This window comes from Myxococcus sp. CA040A (genome assembly GCF_013336725.1).
GTDB classification, from domain to species: domain Bacteria; phylum Myxococcota; class Myxococcia; order Myxococcales; family Myxococcaceae; genus Myxococcus; species Myxococcus llanfairpwllgwyngyllgogerychwyrndrobwllllantysiliogogogochensis.
On sequence record NZ_JABUMR010000015.1, the window covers coordinates 62,411 to 76,772 of the forward strand.

General features: G+C 65.7%; 14 protein-coding genes and 4 pseudogenes. 7 read left to right on the forward strand and 11 right to left on the reverse strand.

Going from position 1 to position 14,362, the window contains the following annotated elements; genetic code table 11:
- Positions 1-69 precede the first annotated feature (69 nt).
- Positions 70-1,020, reverse strand: coding sequence for a hypothetical protein (locus HUA75_RS42025; protein ID WP_174462613.1), 951 nt, complete (start codon positions 1,018-1,020; stop codon positions 70-72).
- A gap of 59 nt (positions 1,021-1,079) precedes the next feature.
- Between HUA75_RS42025 and HUA75_RS42030 the strand changes: the two genes are divergently transcribed.
- On the forward strand, positions 1,080-1,490 hold the full coding sequence (locus HUA75_RS42030; protein ID WP_174489639.1) for a VOC family protein: 411 nt from the start codon (positions 1,080-1,082) through the stop codon (positions 1,488-1,490).
- Between the two features lie 74 nt (positions 1,491-1,564).
- Here the strand turns inward: HUA75_RS42030 and HUA75_RS42035 are convergent, their stop codons facing one another.
- The 4 genes from HUA75_RS42035 to HUA75_RS42050 are packed head-to-tail and all read right to left on the reverse strand — an operon-like array spanning position 1,565 to position 4,188.
- Positions 1,565-2,458 (reverse strand): 1,4-dihydroxy-2-naphthoyl-CoA synthase, encoded by an 894-nt coding sequence (locus HUA75_RS42035; protein WP_141647648.1) that lies wholly within the window; start codon positions 2,456-2,458, stop codon positions 1,565-1,567.
- A 41-nt stretch (positions 2,459-2,499) separates the two neighbouring features.
- Positions 2,500-2,664, reverse strand: a complete 165-nt coding sequence (locus HUA75_RS42040) for a hypothetical protein (protein ID WP_174458938.1) — start codon at positions 2,662-2,664, stop codon at positions 2,500-2,502.
- Between the two features lie 52 nt (positions 2,665-2,716).
- Entirely contained in the window at positions 2,717-3,469 is a 753-nt protein-coding gene (locus tag HUA75_RS42045; RefSeq protein WP_141647647.1) for a double-CXXCG motif protein, read from the reverse strand.
- Positions 3,469-4,188 carry a TIGR02269 family lipoprotein gene (locus HUA75_RS42050; RefSeq protein WP_174489640.1) on the reverse strand — a complete coding sequence of 240 codons (720 nt, stop codon included), beginning with the start codon at positions 4,186-4,188 and terminating at the stop codon, positions 3,469-3,471. The genes HUA75_RS42045 and HUA75_RS42050 overlap by 1 nt, the downstream gene beginning before the upstream one ends.
- Positions 4,189-4,351: 163 nt before the next feature.
- Here HUA75_RS42050 and HUA75_RS42055 point away from each other — a divergent pair, with 163 nt between their 5' ends.
- Complete coding sequence (locus HUA75_RS42055; protein ID WP_174489641.1) at positions 4,352-4,771, forward strand: hypothetical protein; 420 nt, start codon at positions 4,352-4,354, stop codon at positions 4,769-4,771.
- A 171-nt stretch (positions 4,772-4,942) separates the two neighbouring features.
- Positions 4,943-5,833: a DUF1003 domain-containing protein gene (locus tag HUA75_RS42060; RefSeq protein WP_174489642.1), complete on the forward strand. Its 891-nt coding sequence runs from the start codon at positions 4,943-4,945 to the stop codon at positions 5,831-5,833.
- A gap of 83 nt (positions 5,834-5,916) precedes the next feature.
- On the opposite strand, the gene HUA75_RS42065 is transcribed toward HUA75_RS42060, so the two are convergent.
- The 6 genes and pseudogenes from HUA75_RS42065 to HUA75_RS48130 all read right to left on the reverse strand — a co-directional run.
- A complete protein-coding gene (locus HUA75_RS42065) occupies positions 5,917-7,650 on the reverse strand; it encodes a PA14 domain-containing protein (RefSeq protein ID WP_174489643.1) in 1,734 nt (577 codons plus the stop codon).
- A 507-nt stretch (positions 7,651-8,157) separates the two neighbouring features.
- Positions 8,158-8,865: a hypothetical protein gene (locus tag HUA75_RS42070; protein WP_174458933.1), complete on the reverse strand. Its 708-nt coding sequence runs from the start codon at positions 8,863-8,865 to the stop codon at positions 8,158-8,160.
- 257 nt (positions 8,866-9,122) lie between these two features.
- A complete protein-coding gene (locus HUA75_RS42075) occupies positions 9,123-9,605 on the reverse strand; it encodes a hypothetical protein (protein WP_141647640.1) in 483 nt (160 codons plus the stop codon).
- A gap of 837 nt (positions 9,606-10,442) precedes the next feature.
- Positions 10,443-11,432 carry an alpha/beta fold hydrolase gene (locus HUA75_RS42080; protein WP_217446531.1) on the reverse strand — a complete coding sequence of 330 codons (990 nt, stop codon included), beginning with the start codon at positions 11,430-11,432 and terminating at the stop codon, positions 10,443-10,445.
- A 121-nt stretch (positions 11,433-11,553) separates the two neighbouring features.
- On the reverse strand, positions 11,554-11,832 hold the full coding sequence (locus tag HUA75_RS48125) for a transposase (protein WP_174489644.1): 279 nt from the start codon (positions 11,830-11,832) through the stop codon (positions 11,554-11,556).
- Positions 11,833-11,899: 67 nt separating this feature from the next.
- Positions 11,900-12,510 (reverse strand): annotated as a pseudogene (locus HUA75_RS48130) (transposase); the annotation flags it as partial.
- Here HUA75_RS48130 and HUA75_RS48135 point away from each other — a divergent pair.
- The 4 genes and pseudogenes from HUA75_RS48135 to HUA75_RS47320 all read left to right on the forward strand — a co-directional run.
- Positions 12,487-12,606, forward strand: a pseudogene (locus HUA75_RS48135) (transposase); the annotation flags it as partial. The pseudogenes HUA75_RS48130 and HUA75_RS48135 overlap by 24 nt on opposite strands.
- A 12-nt stretch (positions 12,607-12,618) precedes the next feature.
- Positions 12,619-13,089, forward strand: a pseudogene (locus HUA75_RS42100) (integrase core domain-containing protein); the annotation flags it as partial.
- 458 nt (positions 13,090-13,547) lie between these two features.
- A complete protein-coding gene (locus tag HUA75_RS42105; RefSeq protein ID WP_174489646.1) occupies positions 13,548-14,015 on the forward strand; it encodes a hypothetical protein in 468 nt (155 codons plus the stop codon).
- 51 nt (positions 14,016-14,066) lie between these two features.
- Positions 14,067-14,355 (forward strand): annotated as a pseudogene (locus HUA75_RS47320) (tyrosine-type recombinase/integrase); the annotation flags it as partial.
- Positions 14,356-14,362: the final 7 nt, after the last annotated feature.

Below are 14,362 nucleotides of genomic sequence, written 5' to 3' on the forward strand. Positions count from 1 at the left end.
TCATCCAAGGCACCATGACGCGAGGTGACTTCCACACCCACCCCGACACTGCGTGCGCCCCCTCCCCTGTCAGCGCAGCAACCGACCCGACGCGTGGAGCACACCGCGCGCGGCCCGGCGCACCGCGTCCACGCGCCGCGACTCCACCCAGGGAGGGTCCACGGGAGCGTCCCAGTCGAACACGCGCAGTCTCGACAGGAAGCCCTGCTTCACGCAGCCCTCCAGGCTGAAGACGTGCAGGTCATGCGTCCAGCGCACCGCGAGCCGCAAGTCGCGCGACAGCTCCGTCCAGTCCAGCGGCGGCGCCGAGAGGACCCCTGGCAGCTCCACGCCGCCCCCCGTGCTGCCCACCGCGAGCGAGCCCGTGCCTGGCGCGTAGCTCCACAGGAGCGCGGCGCCTCGGGGACGCACGAAGCTGGTGTAGAGCATCAGCACCTCCCGGTCCGCGGGCACGTCCACCAGACCCGCCACGCGCCGCAGCACGGAGGAGCGCGCCTGGCGCTCATCCACGATGAAGGGGAACTGGTACGCGTCCACGCGGTAGCCATCCACGCGGATGCGCTCCACCAGCGCGTGGTAGCCCGCCCTCGCCTCGCGGGAGCGACCTCCTCGGAGGATGAGCCGCGAGAGCATCCCAGGAAGACTCCGCAGCGGCGCTTCGGCCCACCTGCGCAGCTCCTGGATATCGGGCTCGATGTCCAACCCCACGCCGGCCCACTCGAGCTTCTCGTCGTCCGTCCACGTCCTGAAGGCTTCGTAGCGCGCACGCGCTTGCAGCACGTTGCCCGCGTGGAACCAGTAGCCCTGCTCCGGAGGGAGCAGGAGCCACGCCGTGACGGGGATGCCCGCGCGGTTCAGGCGGCGCACCACATCGGCGCGCTCGGGGCTCAAGTCCAGGAGTCCCAGGCTCACGCCGGCGCGCATCGCCTGGAGATCGTCGATGACGCCTTCGGTGTTGAACAGTTCGCGAAGTGGCTCCGGAGCCAGCTCGCAAAAGAAGGTCAGGAAATGGGGTTTCATGGCAGCCTCGCGCCTCCACGCGTACCCCCTCAGGGGCGCACATTTCCGCGAGGAGCACCATGGAATTTCACAGAGGCCGGATGCTCGACCACGTCCACCTCCGCGCCAAGGACCTGGCGGCGAGCAAGCGGTTCTATCAGGCCATTCTCGAAGTGTTGGGCATCCCGCTGGGCTCGCATGGCCCCGACAACTTCTTCGCGGACGAGCTGTTCGTCAGCACCGCGGACCCCGGTGCGCCGAGTGGACGCGGCGTCCATCTGGCCTTCCAGGCGAAGGACCAGGAGATGGTGAAGCGCATCTACGAGGTCGCGCTGGCGGCCGGTGGGAAGGACAACGGCGGCCCAGGTGAGCGGCCCTACCACCCGGGCTACTACGCGGCCTTCGTGCTGGACCCGGACGGCAACAACATCGAAGCCGTCTACCATGGCCCGGCGAAGCGCTCCGCGCCGTCGGTGGTCTTCACCGTGTAGGCATCTGAAGCATTTGAACGGCCCGCTCCGGGGTGTCTCCGAAGCGGGCCGAGTCACACAAGACGAAGCGTGACTCAGTAGCTCCAGGGGAAGCGCTTGAAGTCGCGCTTGCGCTTCTGCACGAAGGCGTCGCGGCCTTCCTGGGCCTCTTCGGTGCCGTAGGCCAGGCGCGTGGCCTCGCCCGCGAAGAGCTGCTGCCCCACCAGACCGTCGTCGGGCAGGTTGAAGGCGTACTTCAGCATCTTGATGGCGGTGGGGCTCTTGGTGTTGATCTCCGCCGCCCACTCCAGCGCGAAGTCCTCCAGCTTCTCGTGGGGCACCACGGCGTTGACCATTCCCATCTGGAAGGCCTCCTGCGCCGAGTAGTTCGCGCCCACGAAGAAGATTTCGCGCGCCCGCTTCTGGCCAATCTGCCGCGCCAGCAGCGCCGAGCCATAGCCACCATCGAAGCTGGCCACGTCCGCGTCGGTCTGCTTGAACACCGCGTGCTCCTGGCTCGCGATGGTCATGTCGCAGACGACATGCAGGCTGTGTCCACCGCCCACGGCCCACCCCGGCACCACGGCGATGACCGCCTTGGGGAGGAAGCGGATCTGCCGCTGGACTTCCAGGATGTGCAGCCGTCCGAGGCGCGCCGGGTCGGACTCGCCTTCCTCTCCCTCGTACTTGTAGCCGTCCTTGCCGCGGATGCGCTGGTCTCCGCCCGAGCAGAACGCCCAGCCGCCGTCCTTGGGGGACGGGCCGTTGCCGGTGATGAGCACGCAGCCCACGTCCGTCATGAAGCGCGTGGCCTCCAGCGCCTTGGACAGTTCGTCGACGGTGCGGGGACGGAAGGCGTTGCGCACCTCGGGGCGGTTGAACGCGATGCGCACCGTGCCCTGGTCCACCGCGCGGTGGAAGGTGATGTCCTTGAACTTGTGGCCCTCGACGGGCGTCCAGCGGGCCGGATTGAAGATGGCCGAGACCATGGGTTTCTCACTCGGGAGAAAGGGGGGAACGGGCGCGGACCCTACGCCGGCACGAAGGGAGCGTCCATCGTCCATCCGAGGATGGCGAGGTTCATTCCCCTGGGCTGGTCCCGCATGGGAGCGGTGAGACACTCGCCGCCTACCCATCCGAGCGCGGCGATGCGCAGGAGTTGGTGCAAGAGCGCTTCAAGTCGTTTGGCGTCCATGGTGCGGCACCGGAGGATCGAGCCCGCTGGATGGTCGACGTCAAGCAGACGTCTACGGCTGCGCTCCGCGATGAGGGACAGGCGGAGGCGTCGTCGGAACCTCCACCGCGAGCACTCCGCTGAGAGGCAGCAGTTCGCCAAGGACCTCGACGCACCGCTCACTCGCCAGGATGAGGGTCGGCATCATGGCGAAGCGGACCAGATCCAGGGACGGAGGGCTGGTCGCGTCCATCCACCACGGTTCGGGGATGTCGTACTCCTGCATGCCACAGTTGGCACAGGGACCACTGCCGTAGAATCGCGGCTGGCATTCTGATGCCAATCTCCCTTGCGGCATGAGTGCGAGTTCGTACAGAGGGCCGCGCTTGCTCCCGCTGATGCGCGCCTCAACGGGTGTGATGCCCGTGAGTTTCGCATCCTCGAGTTGCTGGAGCACGTCACCATGAACCAGCAACCTCCACGACTCCTGGAGCACGACAGGCGGCAGGTTGCCGCGGGCCCTGCCCACCAACGGCCCCAGGTGCGTACCTGGCGCAACCAGCGCACCCGCCGGTAGCAACGGCATCACGGCATCACGGAGCCGCGAGTACTCGTCCCACATCGTCTGTCGAGCCTTGCGATACTCGCGCTCACTCGACAGCGTGGTCAGGTCGACTGCCGGATAGTCGAGTCCAAGTCTGGCCCACTCGCCATGGCAGGTGGGACACACCGCACCTGGAAGCCCCCATCGATGCTCGGCTTGATACCCCCCTGGGTAGGCCGGGTCGCGATGCGGCAGCGAGCGACGCAACTCGAAATAGCGCATCACTTCCCTCCAACTCCGCTTGTCGGCACAGCGAACAACTCATCGAGCTTCGTCCAGTAGGACATGGGCATTCCGACCAGATGATACTTCTGAATCATGAAGCCCGCGTGCTCCATCAGTTCCCACTTCGTAGCCTTACTGATGCCTCGCTCCTTCGCCTCAATGAAAGCGCGCCAATCCGCGTTCCACGGTCCGCCGTCTTTGCCATCGTGGATTTGGCGATGACGCCGCACGTCGATGGCAAGGGCGAACTCGTGGAGGTTGATGCCACGCAAGGTGAAGTAGTTCTCGAGCGCGCGAGGGAAAATGTGGTGCTTCTCCTTCGGGACACTGGCCCACTCGGCATACGCCTTTCGGAGTCGCGCCTGGCTCGGCAACTCCTCGGCACGATGCCACGGGATGACGAGCACGGGGCCTCGGCCCGGGAGAGGTTGGGCTGGGCCCCGCATTCGCTGCTGTGAGGCCGCGGCCGACGCCGGCATCGGCCCACGGAAGGCCACCGGAGCGGAAGCAAGGTCCTCGCACCGGTACAGACCGCATTCGCCACTCGCGCACGACAGGGCGACACACCCGCTGTCGTCCTCTGCTGCCGCGGCACACTCTTCGGCGGACACGTCATCAACCGGCAGCAGCGCGGCATCGCGGTGCACCACACTCGATGGCGTCGCGCAGGCCCACAGCAGAATCCCGAGGCAAATCACCCAGGTTGTCCTTCGCATGCGCACTTCCCCCCGCCGGACGTCGGCACTTGTTCACCATGCCCGTCCCGGCATCGGGCCGACCCTATCAGCCCCCGACCGGACAGGCAGGCCCTGCCTTCAAGCGTGTCAGTGGCCATGCTTCCCGTGGACGACTGCTCCGCCCAGCCCAGGAGGCCTTCCGATGAAACGATGGACCCAGCACCTGCTCCTCGGACTCCTGCTGAGCACGCCTCCCCTGGCCGTGGCCGTGAACACCCAGGCGAGCGGGGACTCGGCCCGCCCCTCCCCTGCACCGGATGCCGAGGGCACGAGCGGCACACCTCGGGCCTTCTCCGGCCCGGTGCTCGGAACCGCCCCGGGAACACTCTTCGTCACCGGTCCCAGCGGCGCTTCGATTCCCATCCGCGTGACACACCAGACACGCATCGCCGGAGAGACTGTCCCTCGCGACCAGGACATCGAGACCTATCTGCGCGAGAACCTGAAGCCCGGCCGCTCCGTCCGCGTCCAGTTCGACGTCAGGCCCTTCTCCGACGGTACCCCGCAGAACGTCGCCTCCACCGTCGAGCCGAAAACCTCCCGCGAGCCCCCTTCGCCGTGAGCCACGTCGCGAAAGCACCGCGACTCGTTGGAGCCACAGTCATCCGGCCGGGCCCTACTTTTCGGCCCTGGGAAAACCATCGTCCCGTGACACGGTGACGCTGGGCGAATTGCTCGGAAGGTGCCAGCCTGCGGAGCGCACGGTGCAGCCCTTCGCGAGGAACTCCGCGTCATGCCCGCCGACGTCGCCCTGCTCAAGGAAGTGCCCCTCTTCGCCGCCCTCGATGACGAGGAGCGCGCGCTGCTCGCCAACCAGCTCGAGGAAGTGCGCCTGTCCGCCGGAGAGAAGGTGTTCAGCCGAGGAGACCCCGGCGGCGCCATCTACATCGTCAGCTCCGGCGAGGTTCAAATCTCCGTCGAGGACACCACCGGCCAGGTCATCGTCTTCGAGACCGCGCGGCGCGGCGACTTCTTCGGCGAGCTGTCCCTGTTGGATGGAGACCCGCGCAGCGCGGATGCCCGCGCCATCCAGGAAACGTCCGCCCTCAAGGTGGACCGCGCGGACCTCGAGCTCCTCTTCCGGCGCCACCCCTCCAGCGCCATGGACGTGCTGACCGCCATCGGCCGTCGCCTGCGCGAAGCAGACAAGATGCTGCACAGCCGGCCATCACTCAGCCCCAACGAGATGGTGGAGGAGCGACTGACGACCATCCAACGACTCGCGGATGGACTGGCCGCCTTCAGCGGTACCTTCACCTTCATGATGCTGCACGCCGTGTGGTTCGCGGTGTGGATCACCATCAACCTGGGATGGGTTCCCACGTTCCACGCGTTCGACCCGTTCCCCTTCGGCCTGCTCACCATGGTGGTCAGCCTGGAGGCCATCTTCCTGTCCTGCTTCGTCCTCATCAGCCAGAGCCGGCAGGCCGCCAAGGACCGCATCCGCTCCGACGTCGAGTACGAAGCCAACATCCGCGCCGGCATGGAGGTCACCCAGCTCCACTCCAAGCTGGACCACCTCTACGCGCAGACCATGGCCCGCCTGGACGCCGTCGAACGCGGGCGCCCACCCTCGGCTCCGGCGACCTCCAAGCCCGGCCAGCCCGCGGCATCCCAGGGCTGACCGAGCCACCGCTGGCTCCAGGCTCAGTTTGGCGCGGAAGCCCAACTCGCCTCCATCGAGCGGAAGTGCAACGCCAGTTGGCGTCAGGGGGCGCAGATGATGACCGAATCAACCTCCAGGTCTGGCGGGTCATAGACCGCCGCGGTATCCGGCCCGACGTTCCAGGTCCCCTCCGGCTGCACCGCGAAGTCGATATAGGGGCGCCACCCATCGGCGAGCGCTGTGCGGAAGGCCTCGTCGGTGACCCTCCCGTTGAAGCCAGACGTCTGGTAGGTCGCGGTCCGCACCAGGATGCGCGAAGAGCCCAGGCTGTCCCGATAGTAGTATCGGGCGATCGCCGGAACCGCGGCGGCGTCCCACTCGACTTCCCAGACGTGGGCCGCGGAGACCAGATTGGCGAAGGGGCCGACTTCGTTGTTCGAGGTGTGAATCATCGGGCTCGAGCCGACGTGCGTGGTGGCCGAGAACTTGTTCGGGTCATTGGCCGTGCCCTTGGGGGAATCCCACCAGGTCTCGATGAGGTCGAGCTCGCCATAGCGTGCATCGCCGAAGCTGTTGCGGGCCCACAGGGCGGGGAACGTGCCGGGCATGGGGGCCGGCATCCTCGCGTAAAAGGCCATCGCACCTTTTCCCGGAGCGAAGGTGCCCTTCCCCTTCAGCCATGCGCCCGAGTAGTAGTTCGTGCCCGCGCACCTGGCGGGATTCTCCGGCGTGATGTTGGGATAGGGGTCCGCGCAGTGGCGCTTGGAGGCGACCTTCAGCTTGCCGTCCTCCACCTTCACGTTGGCGCGGAGCATCTTGGTGAGCTGCGTGAACGCGCCCCCGCTGGGGTTGTTGTTTCCCTGGATGACGTCCCACTTCGTGGTGTCGAGGGCAGTCCCGTCGAAGTCGTCGCGGAAGACCTCGTTGATGAAACCCGGAGGGCAGTCGAGCTTCGTGACAGGGATGGGAGGGCCCGCCGGGCCGGGGAAGAGATTCTCCCTGGGGATGATGCCCTTGGGCGTCGACGGCGATGACCACGAGAGCGTGGCCACGGCGTTGCCAGTGTTCTCGAAGTACTCGAGCACGATGTCATAGGGCTCGCCGGCCTGGAGCGCGCTGGTTCCGGAGTTCTCGATGGCGCCGTGTGCGGTCCAGTTGTCGATGATGCGCGTGCCATTCACCGTCAGGCGGATGCCATCGTCGCTGGTGGTGTAGAAGGTGTACATCTCCGTGTGGTCGGCGCTGACCTTGCCCGTCCAGCGCACGCTGAAGGTCTCGGCGCCGAGGTCGGCGAGAGGCGCGGCCGCTCCCCAATTGAAATCGACGGTGGCATCCACTCGACTCACCGAGGCGCCAGTGAAGTCGACGTTGTCGAAATATTGCCCCTGGAGCCCGGTGCCGCTGCGACCGGTGACGTCGAGCCAGATGATGGACGAGACCAGAGATCCGGCCGCCGCGCTGTTCTCGAAGAGCAGCTCGGTCCGGAGCAACCTTGCGTCCGCCACGTCCAGGCTGGCGAACGTGTCGCTGAAGTTCCCGGGAGTGGTGGTGAGTCCGTGGAGGGGCCCCGTGGCGAGCAGGGTCGCGCCATCGTAGAGCTTCACGCGGAGCGAGCCGGCGCCTCCGTTGATGGCCCATCCGTCGTAGTTCACGACGACTTTCGATGCGCCGCCGGGCATGGCGCTGTCGTGATAGCCCAGGGTCAGGGTCGATGACGTTCTCGCGGGGGCGCTGCGCGCGAACGAGCCGCCGCGATCGCTCGCCGCGAAGGAGACACCGTCATCCATCAATCCATGGATGGGCGCGCTTCCTCCGCCCGCCCAGATGCCGCTCATGGCCTCGTCGCTGCTGGGAGACACACTGGACGAGACGAGCGACGATGGCACTGTCTCACTCGCTTCGAGGTCGTCGCCCTTCTCGGATGAGGAGCCTTGGCACGCCGCGAGGAAGGCAAGGGAGAAGACAGGGAGAGTCCGGAGCGTACGTATCGCTCTGTTCATGAAGAGTACCCTTGGTAGGCACAGCGCCAGGAATTCCAGATGTCTCAAATTCCATGTAGCGCGGTTGCACCAACAATTGTGCCTGGGGCTTTCTCACCCCGTCAAGCCATCGCTTCGCTTGTCTTCACGAGTGCGTCGCAATCCGGAAGACTTCTCCACCAGGGGCGGAACCATTCCTCTCTCATGATGACAATGGCACCTTCGCAAGGGATTGAACCGCTCCAGCACGCCCGCGTCGAAGTCGCTGTCGAGGTGCGCCCGCGTGGTGCGGCGCCGGCGCATGAGCTGTACCTTGATGTGCTGGGCGACCCCTCGCGCCTGCGAGACCTGGAGCTGTCTGTGTCAGTTCGCGTCGGTGGCCTGGGCGACCGGAACGCGGCACATCTCCAGGAGCTTCTTCTTCTGGACGGCCGAGGCGCCCGCCCAGTCCGGATGTTCCGAGGCGACACAGGTCGGCTGGGAGGGGGCCTCGGGCGGAGCCTCTGGCCTGGCGATCAACGCACCAGGGCCGCTTGTCTGCCCCAACTCCAGCTCCAGCAGCATGCCGCGGATGGCCTCCGCCTCGTCCTTCCCGGTCATCTGGTCCCGGCCGTGCCAGAGCGAGCCGGTGATGACATTCTTGTCGCATCTCGGCACCCAGGCGGGCGGAGCGTCACTGCACACCGCGCGGCCATCCAAGGTGGGGTTGCCGAACAAGTCCATCCGGGTGACGCCGTCCTCGCGTGGCGTCAGCAGCACGAAGAACATGGACCCCACCGTGTTCGTGGAGCCGTAGACGATGTCGCCCCCCGACACCGTGGTCAACGCCGTGCGCAGTCCCTTGAAGACGTAGACGAGGCTCCCGTCCTTGCGGACTTGCTTCTCCGTCACCGGGAAGCCGCGCTTGCTCATCAACTCCGTGATGCGTCGCGCGGCGTCATCCGGGCCTCCTTGGAGGAGTGCCTCGGACTTCTTCGCGTCCAGGAATGAGTGACTGCTGGTCCGAATGCTGGAGATGCAGCCGCTGCCCAGCATCACCATTCCCGCCAGGGCCCATGCTTGGATTTTCATGGGAAGGCTCCCTAGCATTTGTCATTCCAAGCCCATCGCTCGTCAGGCTTTCGAGCGGAGAGGGCCCCGGCACCTCGCATCCGCGCGCCGCGTGTCTTCATGACAGACCTTGATGCGGGGAAGTACGTAGATGCTGATTCCGCATGTTTTGCGGAAATCGCACTGCCATTTCTTCCACGCTCGTGACTTCACCCGCCCAGGCCCCGAAGTGGCCAGGGACGGGCGGGCACTGACTCCGGGTGTTGAGGACAGCCAGCTCAGGGCTCGGGGAAGCCTTCGCGCACCCACACGTTGGCGGTGTCCCTGTTGAACTTGAAGTTCATGGGCACGCGATGCTTCGCGACAGTCGCACCCGCGTCGTCGGTGGCCGAGAGCAGCGCGTGGGGCTCATACTCATCGGCCACGATCTCCAGCAGGACCTCGTACCAACGGCCCTCCCAGGCGATGGAGAGCTTCCGGGTCAGGGCCTGGTCGCGCTGTCGCGCGGAGCGGTCGAGGACCTCCGAGGCCGTCTTCACGAAGGTCGCGAACGCGGGCGCATCGAAGGGCTTGGGGTTCTTCTTGTCGCGGCCCATCACCCACGGACTGATGAGGACGGGCTCGGCAATCCCCTGCTTGCGGATCTCCACGGCCCAGCCGTCATCGTCCTCGTTCTTGATGACCCGGGCCGACCAGCCATTCTTCTGCCAGAACGTGGGCTCCATCACTTCAGGCTCGGTAGGCGTTCGCTCGTCGCTCATGGTCGTTCCTCATACCCTCCGATGGCCATTTGCCAGAGCAGAGAATGAGCTTTCCCCACCACCACGGAAGTCGACCGTGCGCTCGACCGCCTCGCGGCCGAGCGCTCCTCGCCAGGATGGGAGGCGGCGGAGATCGAACCCTCTCCGGACGGTGCGAAACTCCCAGCAGAATCGCGCCCTTACCTCGCAACCATCGGGAACGACTCAACTTCGGTATCCCTCCGCGTCCCCTGCCGTCCTGTCCCGTTCCCGTCCATTCCGCAGGTTCGTGCGACCTACGTGCAACATGGGCGGCGCTTTCATAGGGGCCCAGGTCCACCGGCCACAGCCTGGGGGTGACATGCCTTGCGGTTTTCGGACCACCTGAAGCTCAAGAGGGTGCCGCCTCCGGACACCACGGAGGCAGGAAGTAAAGAAGAGTCGGTTCAGCGAAGAGCAGATGGTCGCCATTCTGTAACAGCTCGCCGCGCCCCGTCTGGACGGGGCGCGGATGAGCCCGCCGGGCATTGAAGCACGGCGCGGTGGCGTCAGTCGGAGCTGGCCGGGAGCGTGACGGTACCGGGATTCTCGATGGCGGCAAGGGCGGCGCGCAGCAGGTAGCATCCCGGGTCTTCACCGCGCAGGCGAGCCATTTCCCCCAAGCAGGGGCGAGGCCGGAGCCGGAGGAAGAGAGCCCGTCCTTTGCCGCGACGAGGGAGGAGCCGAAGAAAGAAGGAGCGCACACCATGATTGGACTCTCGCCAGACTGCTACGCAGGACGGAAAGCGCTGGACCTGTTCGCTTGCTCGAAGTGTGGAAACAGGAGATGCGCTCATCCAGCGCGCCTTCGCCGCCCTTTCAAAATGCATCGAGGAAGGTCTTCATCTCGCGCAGCACCTCGTCATGGTTGGTGAGCCAGACGTAGTGCCGCGCGTGCTCGAGCTTGATGCCCTTCCAGTTCGGCATACTCATCACGCTCAGCATTTCGGCGTCCCGCTGGAGCGCCCTGGCGCCCAGGGTCCTCAACTTCTCCTGCACGGGAAGGTCCATTTGGGAGAAGCCTGGGAGGTCCTCCGCCCGCCCGGACCGAGGCTGATCCACGTAGAGGAAGAGCACGGCCGCCGTCACGGCCGCGAAGTCCACCTTCGAGAAACCCCTCATCACCCGCTCCTCCGCGTGCGGCCACCTGCGGGCGCGCAGGTAGTGCCCGGTCTTCGGATCGAACTCGTTCGCCTCGTCGATCTCGTGCGCGGGGAACTCTCCTCCGACGTCACGCGCGAGCGCGGCGGCGAGCGCGGCGCGTGAGGCCACGTCCTCGGGAGCGGGCTCGCTCGGAGGAGGCATGGGCAGGACCGAAAGGAGCTCCGCCAGCAGGTCACCGTTGGTTCTCACGTCCAGGTAGACCACCTTCTCCACGCGCTCCGGGTGATGGGTTGCCACCCAGGTGAGCTCTGGCCCGGCGGCGGAGTGGCCCACGAATGACGCCTTCGCGATTCCCAGCCCCTCCAGCACCCGGACGACGTCCTCGCCCAGGGTGGCGGTGTCGTAGCCCTGCTCGGGCCAGCTCGACGAGCCAAACCCCCGGCGGGTGACGGCGTAGACGTGATGGGCCGCGGTGAACTCCGGCGCGAAGGTGTCGAACACGTGGCCCGTGTTGCCCAGGCCCGACAGGAAGACGAGCGCGGGTCCCTGGCCTCCGAAGTCGAGCAGCTCGAGCTCGACCCCCTCGGCCACCTTCATCCGCTTCACCTGATGCAACGCGCTGGAGTCGGCAGAAGCCGGGACCGGGACGGACTTCGTCGTCACACAGGCGAACAGCGGCAAGCAGAGGAGGAGGAGTTTTCGCATGGACTGACTCAACTACAGGAATGCGGAGACGACCAGGGAAGCCCATGGGTAACAGCTCGCCGCGCCCCATCTGGACGGGGCGTGGATGAGCCCCCGCCCGGCTTCGATGGGCGCGGTGGTGTCAGTCGGAGCTGGACGGGAGCGTGACGGTGCCGGGAGTCTCGGTGGCGGCGAGCGCAGCGTGCAGCAGGTAGCGCCCCGGGTCCTCACCGCGCAGGCGGGCCGTCTCAATCAGCGAGGAGAAGAGGGCCGCCACCTCGGTGCCGCGCAGCGACTTGGAGCCGTAGTGATTCTTGCGGCCCACCACCATGTCGCGCAGCTGCCGCTCCACCAGGTTGTTGTCCAGCGGCACCCATGGGTTGGAGAGGAAGACGGTCAGCCCACTCCACTGCTCCAGCATGTGCCGCGGCCTGTTGCTCCCCCTGCAGTACGTGCGGTTGTGGTAGGTCGGCCTCAATGGCATACAGCTGGCCAATGAGCGACAGCACCTCGGCGCACACGGGTGCCACTCTCTCGGCCTCCACGAATTTGCGTCGCACGTGGGCCCAGCAAAACACCAGGGAGCAGGAGGCTGGCCCCTCCGCTCCAGGCTTCGTCACCGTCTGGTAGGCGGCGTAGCCATCCACCATGACGACGCCCGCATAGTCACCGAGTACCAGCTTCGCGGTGGCCCCGGAGCGACTGGGCAGAATCCGGTGGTACACCGCGTCCGCACAGGCCACCGTCCACGCGTACCACTTCTTCCCCGGTCCCTTGTTCAGCATGTACCAGTGCGTCTCGTCAGCGGGGAGGAGAAGACAACCGCGGGCAGCGCCTCGTAGCTGGGCTGCAGGTGGTGGGCCAGCGCGTCGAGCTGGTCCCAGAGCGTCTGGCTGTCCACCACCAGGCCCTCTCGCTGAAACATGCGCTCCTGGCGCGCCAGTGGCAGGTGGAAGCCATACTTCTGCAGGGCGACGTGGGCGGCGAAGTCCACCGAGTAGCGGCCCCCCTCAATGAGGCGCGGCGGGGCCCGGCGAGCAGTTACGCCATTCTGTGAGAGGCGGAGCGGTCGTCCGTGCCGGAGACAGCGAAAGAGCATGGAGTGAGCGAGCCCACGGTCTACGCGTGGCGCAAGCACTTCGGGGGCAGGGACGCCAACGACACGAAGAGGTTGAAGCAGTTGGAGGCGGAGAACGCCCGGTTGAACAACGGACAGCAGCTCAAATGCCTCACGGTGGTGGACAAGTGGACGCGCGAGTGCCTTGCCATCGACGTTGCGGGCGCCATCCGCTCTGGACGGGGAGTCGAGGTGCTGTCGAAGCTGGTGAGTCAAAGAGGGGCACCCAGGCACATGCGCAGTGACAACGGGCCGGAGTTCGTCGCCTCGGCCATCTTGCGGTGGGCCGCGGAGGCTCGCATCGAGCCGGCGCACATCGCGCCGGGCAAGCCCTGGCAGAACGGCACCGACGAGAGTTTCAACGGACGCTTTCGTGACGAGTGCCTCAGCATGGAATGGTTTCGTTCCAGGATAGAGGCAAAGGTTGTCATCGAGGCGTGGCGGCAGCACTACAACCTGGTCCGGCCACAGTCGAGCCTCGGCTACCTCACGCCTCTGGAATTTCGACGGCAGTGCGAAGCAGTGGTACCCAATCCATCCCGGCCGGCATCTCTCTCGTAAGCAACGGTCCGAAGGATTCAGGCAGGTCAACCGCATCACCGGGCAGAGGGTTGCCCCAGGTAGATGCGTGCGGTTTCTCGACATGTCTCACCGCTTGAGACACCTCTGAAATCACCTCCAGCCCCTGTACTGCGCGCATTCACTGGAAGTGGTTCCGTCAAGAATGGTGGTAATCGGAGACTCGAGGTTCGGTGCGGCTGCGTCACAAGGCAGGTTGACGTGTCAGTCCCCGAACCTGACACGTCAAGAAGGCGTGGCTCATGTGACTTCTGTACCCTTGGATTACTCTTGACGCTCGCGCTGACACCTTGGCACGGTTGCTGCTCCGGTAGCTCGGAGCCCGTCACACGAACGAGTCGATGAACGCATGCCTCTCAGAGGTTGAGGCAACCTCGCTTCTTCTCTGATGCGGATGGTGCGCGTTGTGTTGCTGAATGAGAGTCCAGGGAGAGAACTTGATGAAGAAGAACCTGATGTGCCTGACCGCCGTGTTCACGCTTTCCGTTGCCGTTCCCTCCTTCGCTTCTGAGCCGCCCCCGGAGAGCAGCGCCGCCAGCATCTGCGTAATGCCGACGGTGAAGCCGAATGTCTCATTCCCCTTGGGCGGGATTAAGGCCCCCAAGGTGTCGTGCCACGACAACAAGGAGAAATTCAAAGCCGGGTACCACTTCAAGCTCTTCGTCTCCCCCGACCGTAAAGAAAGAATCGACTACCTTCACAAGCCCGAGGAAATCCAGGCTGCGTGCCAGAACGCCTGCATCGAGCAGTCGAAGAATTGCAAAGAGACGTTCGCGAAAGGCGATAAAGCCAAAGTAGCCATGTGCAACGCCCAACTCCACGATTGCATGGCCGCCCACAACGAATCTCATTCAGCCGTCTTCAAGAAGATTTCGGATACACGCTGCACAAAGTACGGCGAACCCTGAACGACGGGTCGCAGGTCTCGAATGGCCTTATGCCGCGAGTCGAGCGGGGGCATTTGGCGCGGTGTGGAAGACTTGCCGAAGGGTGGACGCGAGCGGACGGTCGACCTGCCCCGTTCGGTGGTGGAGGCGCTCAAGTCGCACCGGCACCTGCACGATCGCTTCGTGTTCTGCCAAGAAGACGGCCGGCAGTTCACCGACGGGAAGATGGGGGCGCCGCTTCGACGTGCGCTCCGGGTGGCGGGCATCACCCGCCGAGCAGGGGCAAATCGGCTGGCACGACCTGCGGCACACCTACGGGAGCCACCTCGCAATGAGGGCGGTTCCGCTGAAGGTGATTCAGGCGTGCC

Coding starts and splice junctions, on each gene's coding strand:
- HUA75_RS42025 (WP_174462613.1), bottom strand. CDS start 1,020: ATGAAACCCCATTTCCTGACCTTCTTTTGCGAGCTGGCTCCGGAGCCA.
- HUA75_RS42030 (WP_174489639.1), top strand. CDS start 1,080: ATGGAATTTCACAGAGGCCGGATGCTCGACCACGTCCACCTCCGCGCC.
- HUA75_RS42035 (WP_141647648.1), bottom strand. CDS start 2,458: ATGGTCTCGGCCATCTTCAATCCGGCCCGCTGGACGCCCGTCGAGGGC.
- HUA75_RS42040 (WP_174458938.1), bottom strand. CDS start 2,664: ATGGACGCCAAACGACTTGAAGCGCTCTTGCACCAACTCCTGCGCATC.
- HUA75_RS42045 (WP_141647647.1), bottom strand. CDS start 3,469: ATGCGCTATTTCGAGTTGCGTCGCTCGCTGCCGCATCGCGACCCGGCC.
- HUA75_RS42050 (WP_174489640.1), bottom strand. CDS start 4,188: ATGCGAAGGACAACCTGGGTGATTTGCCTCGGGATTCTGCTGTGGGCC.
- HUA75_RS42055 (WP_174489641.1), top strand. CDS start 4,352: ATGAAACGATGGACCCAGCACCTGCTCCTCGGACTCCTGCTGAGCACG.
- HUA75_RS42060 (WP_174489642.1), top strand. CDS start 4,943: ATGCCCGCCGACGTCGCCCTGCTCAAGGAAGTGCCCCTCTTCGCCGCC.
- HUA75_RS42065 (WP_174489643.1), bottom strand. CDS start 7,650: ATGAGCGGCATCTGGGCGGGCGGAGGAAGCGCGCCCATCCATGGATTG.
- HUA75_RS42070 (WP_174458933.1), bottom strand. CDS start 8,865: ATGAAAATCCAAGCATGGGCCCTGGCGGGAATGGTGATGCTGGGCAGC.
- HUA75_RS42075 (WP_141647640.1), bottom strand. CDS start 9,605: ATGAGCGACGAGCGAACGCCTACCGAGCCTGAAGTGATGGAGCCCACG.
- HUA75_RS42080 (WP_217446531.1), bottom strand. CDS start 11,432: ATGCGAAAACTCCTCCTCCTCTGCTTGCCGCTGTTCGCCTGTGTGACG.
- HUA75_RS48125 (WP_174489644.1), bottom strand. CDS start 11,832: ATGCTGGAGCAGTGGAGTGGGCTGACCGTCTTCCTCTCCAACCCATGG.
- HUA75_RS42105 (WP_174489646.1), top strand. CDS start 13,548: ATGAAGAAGAACCTGATGTGCCTGACCGCCGTGTTCACGCTTTCCGTT.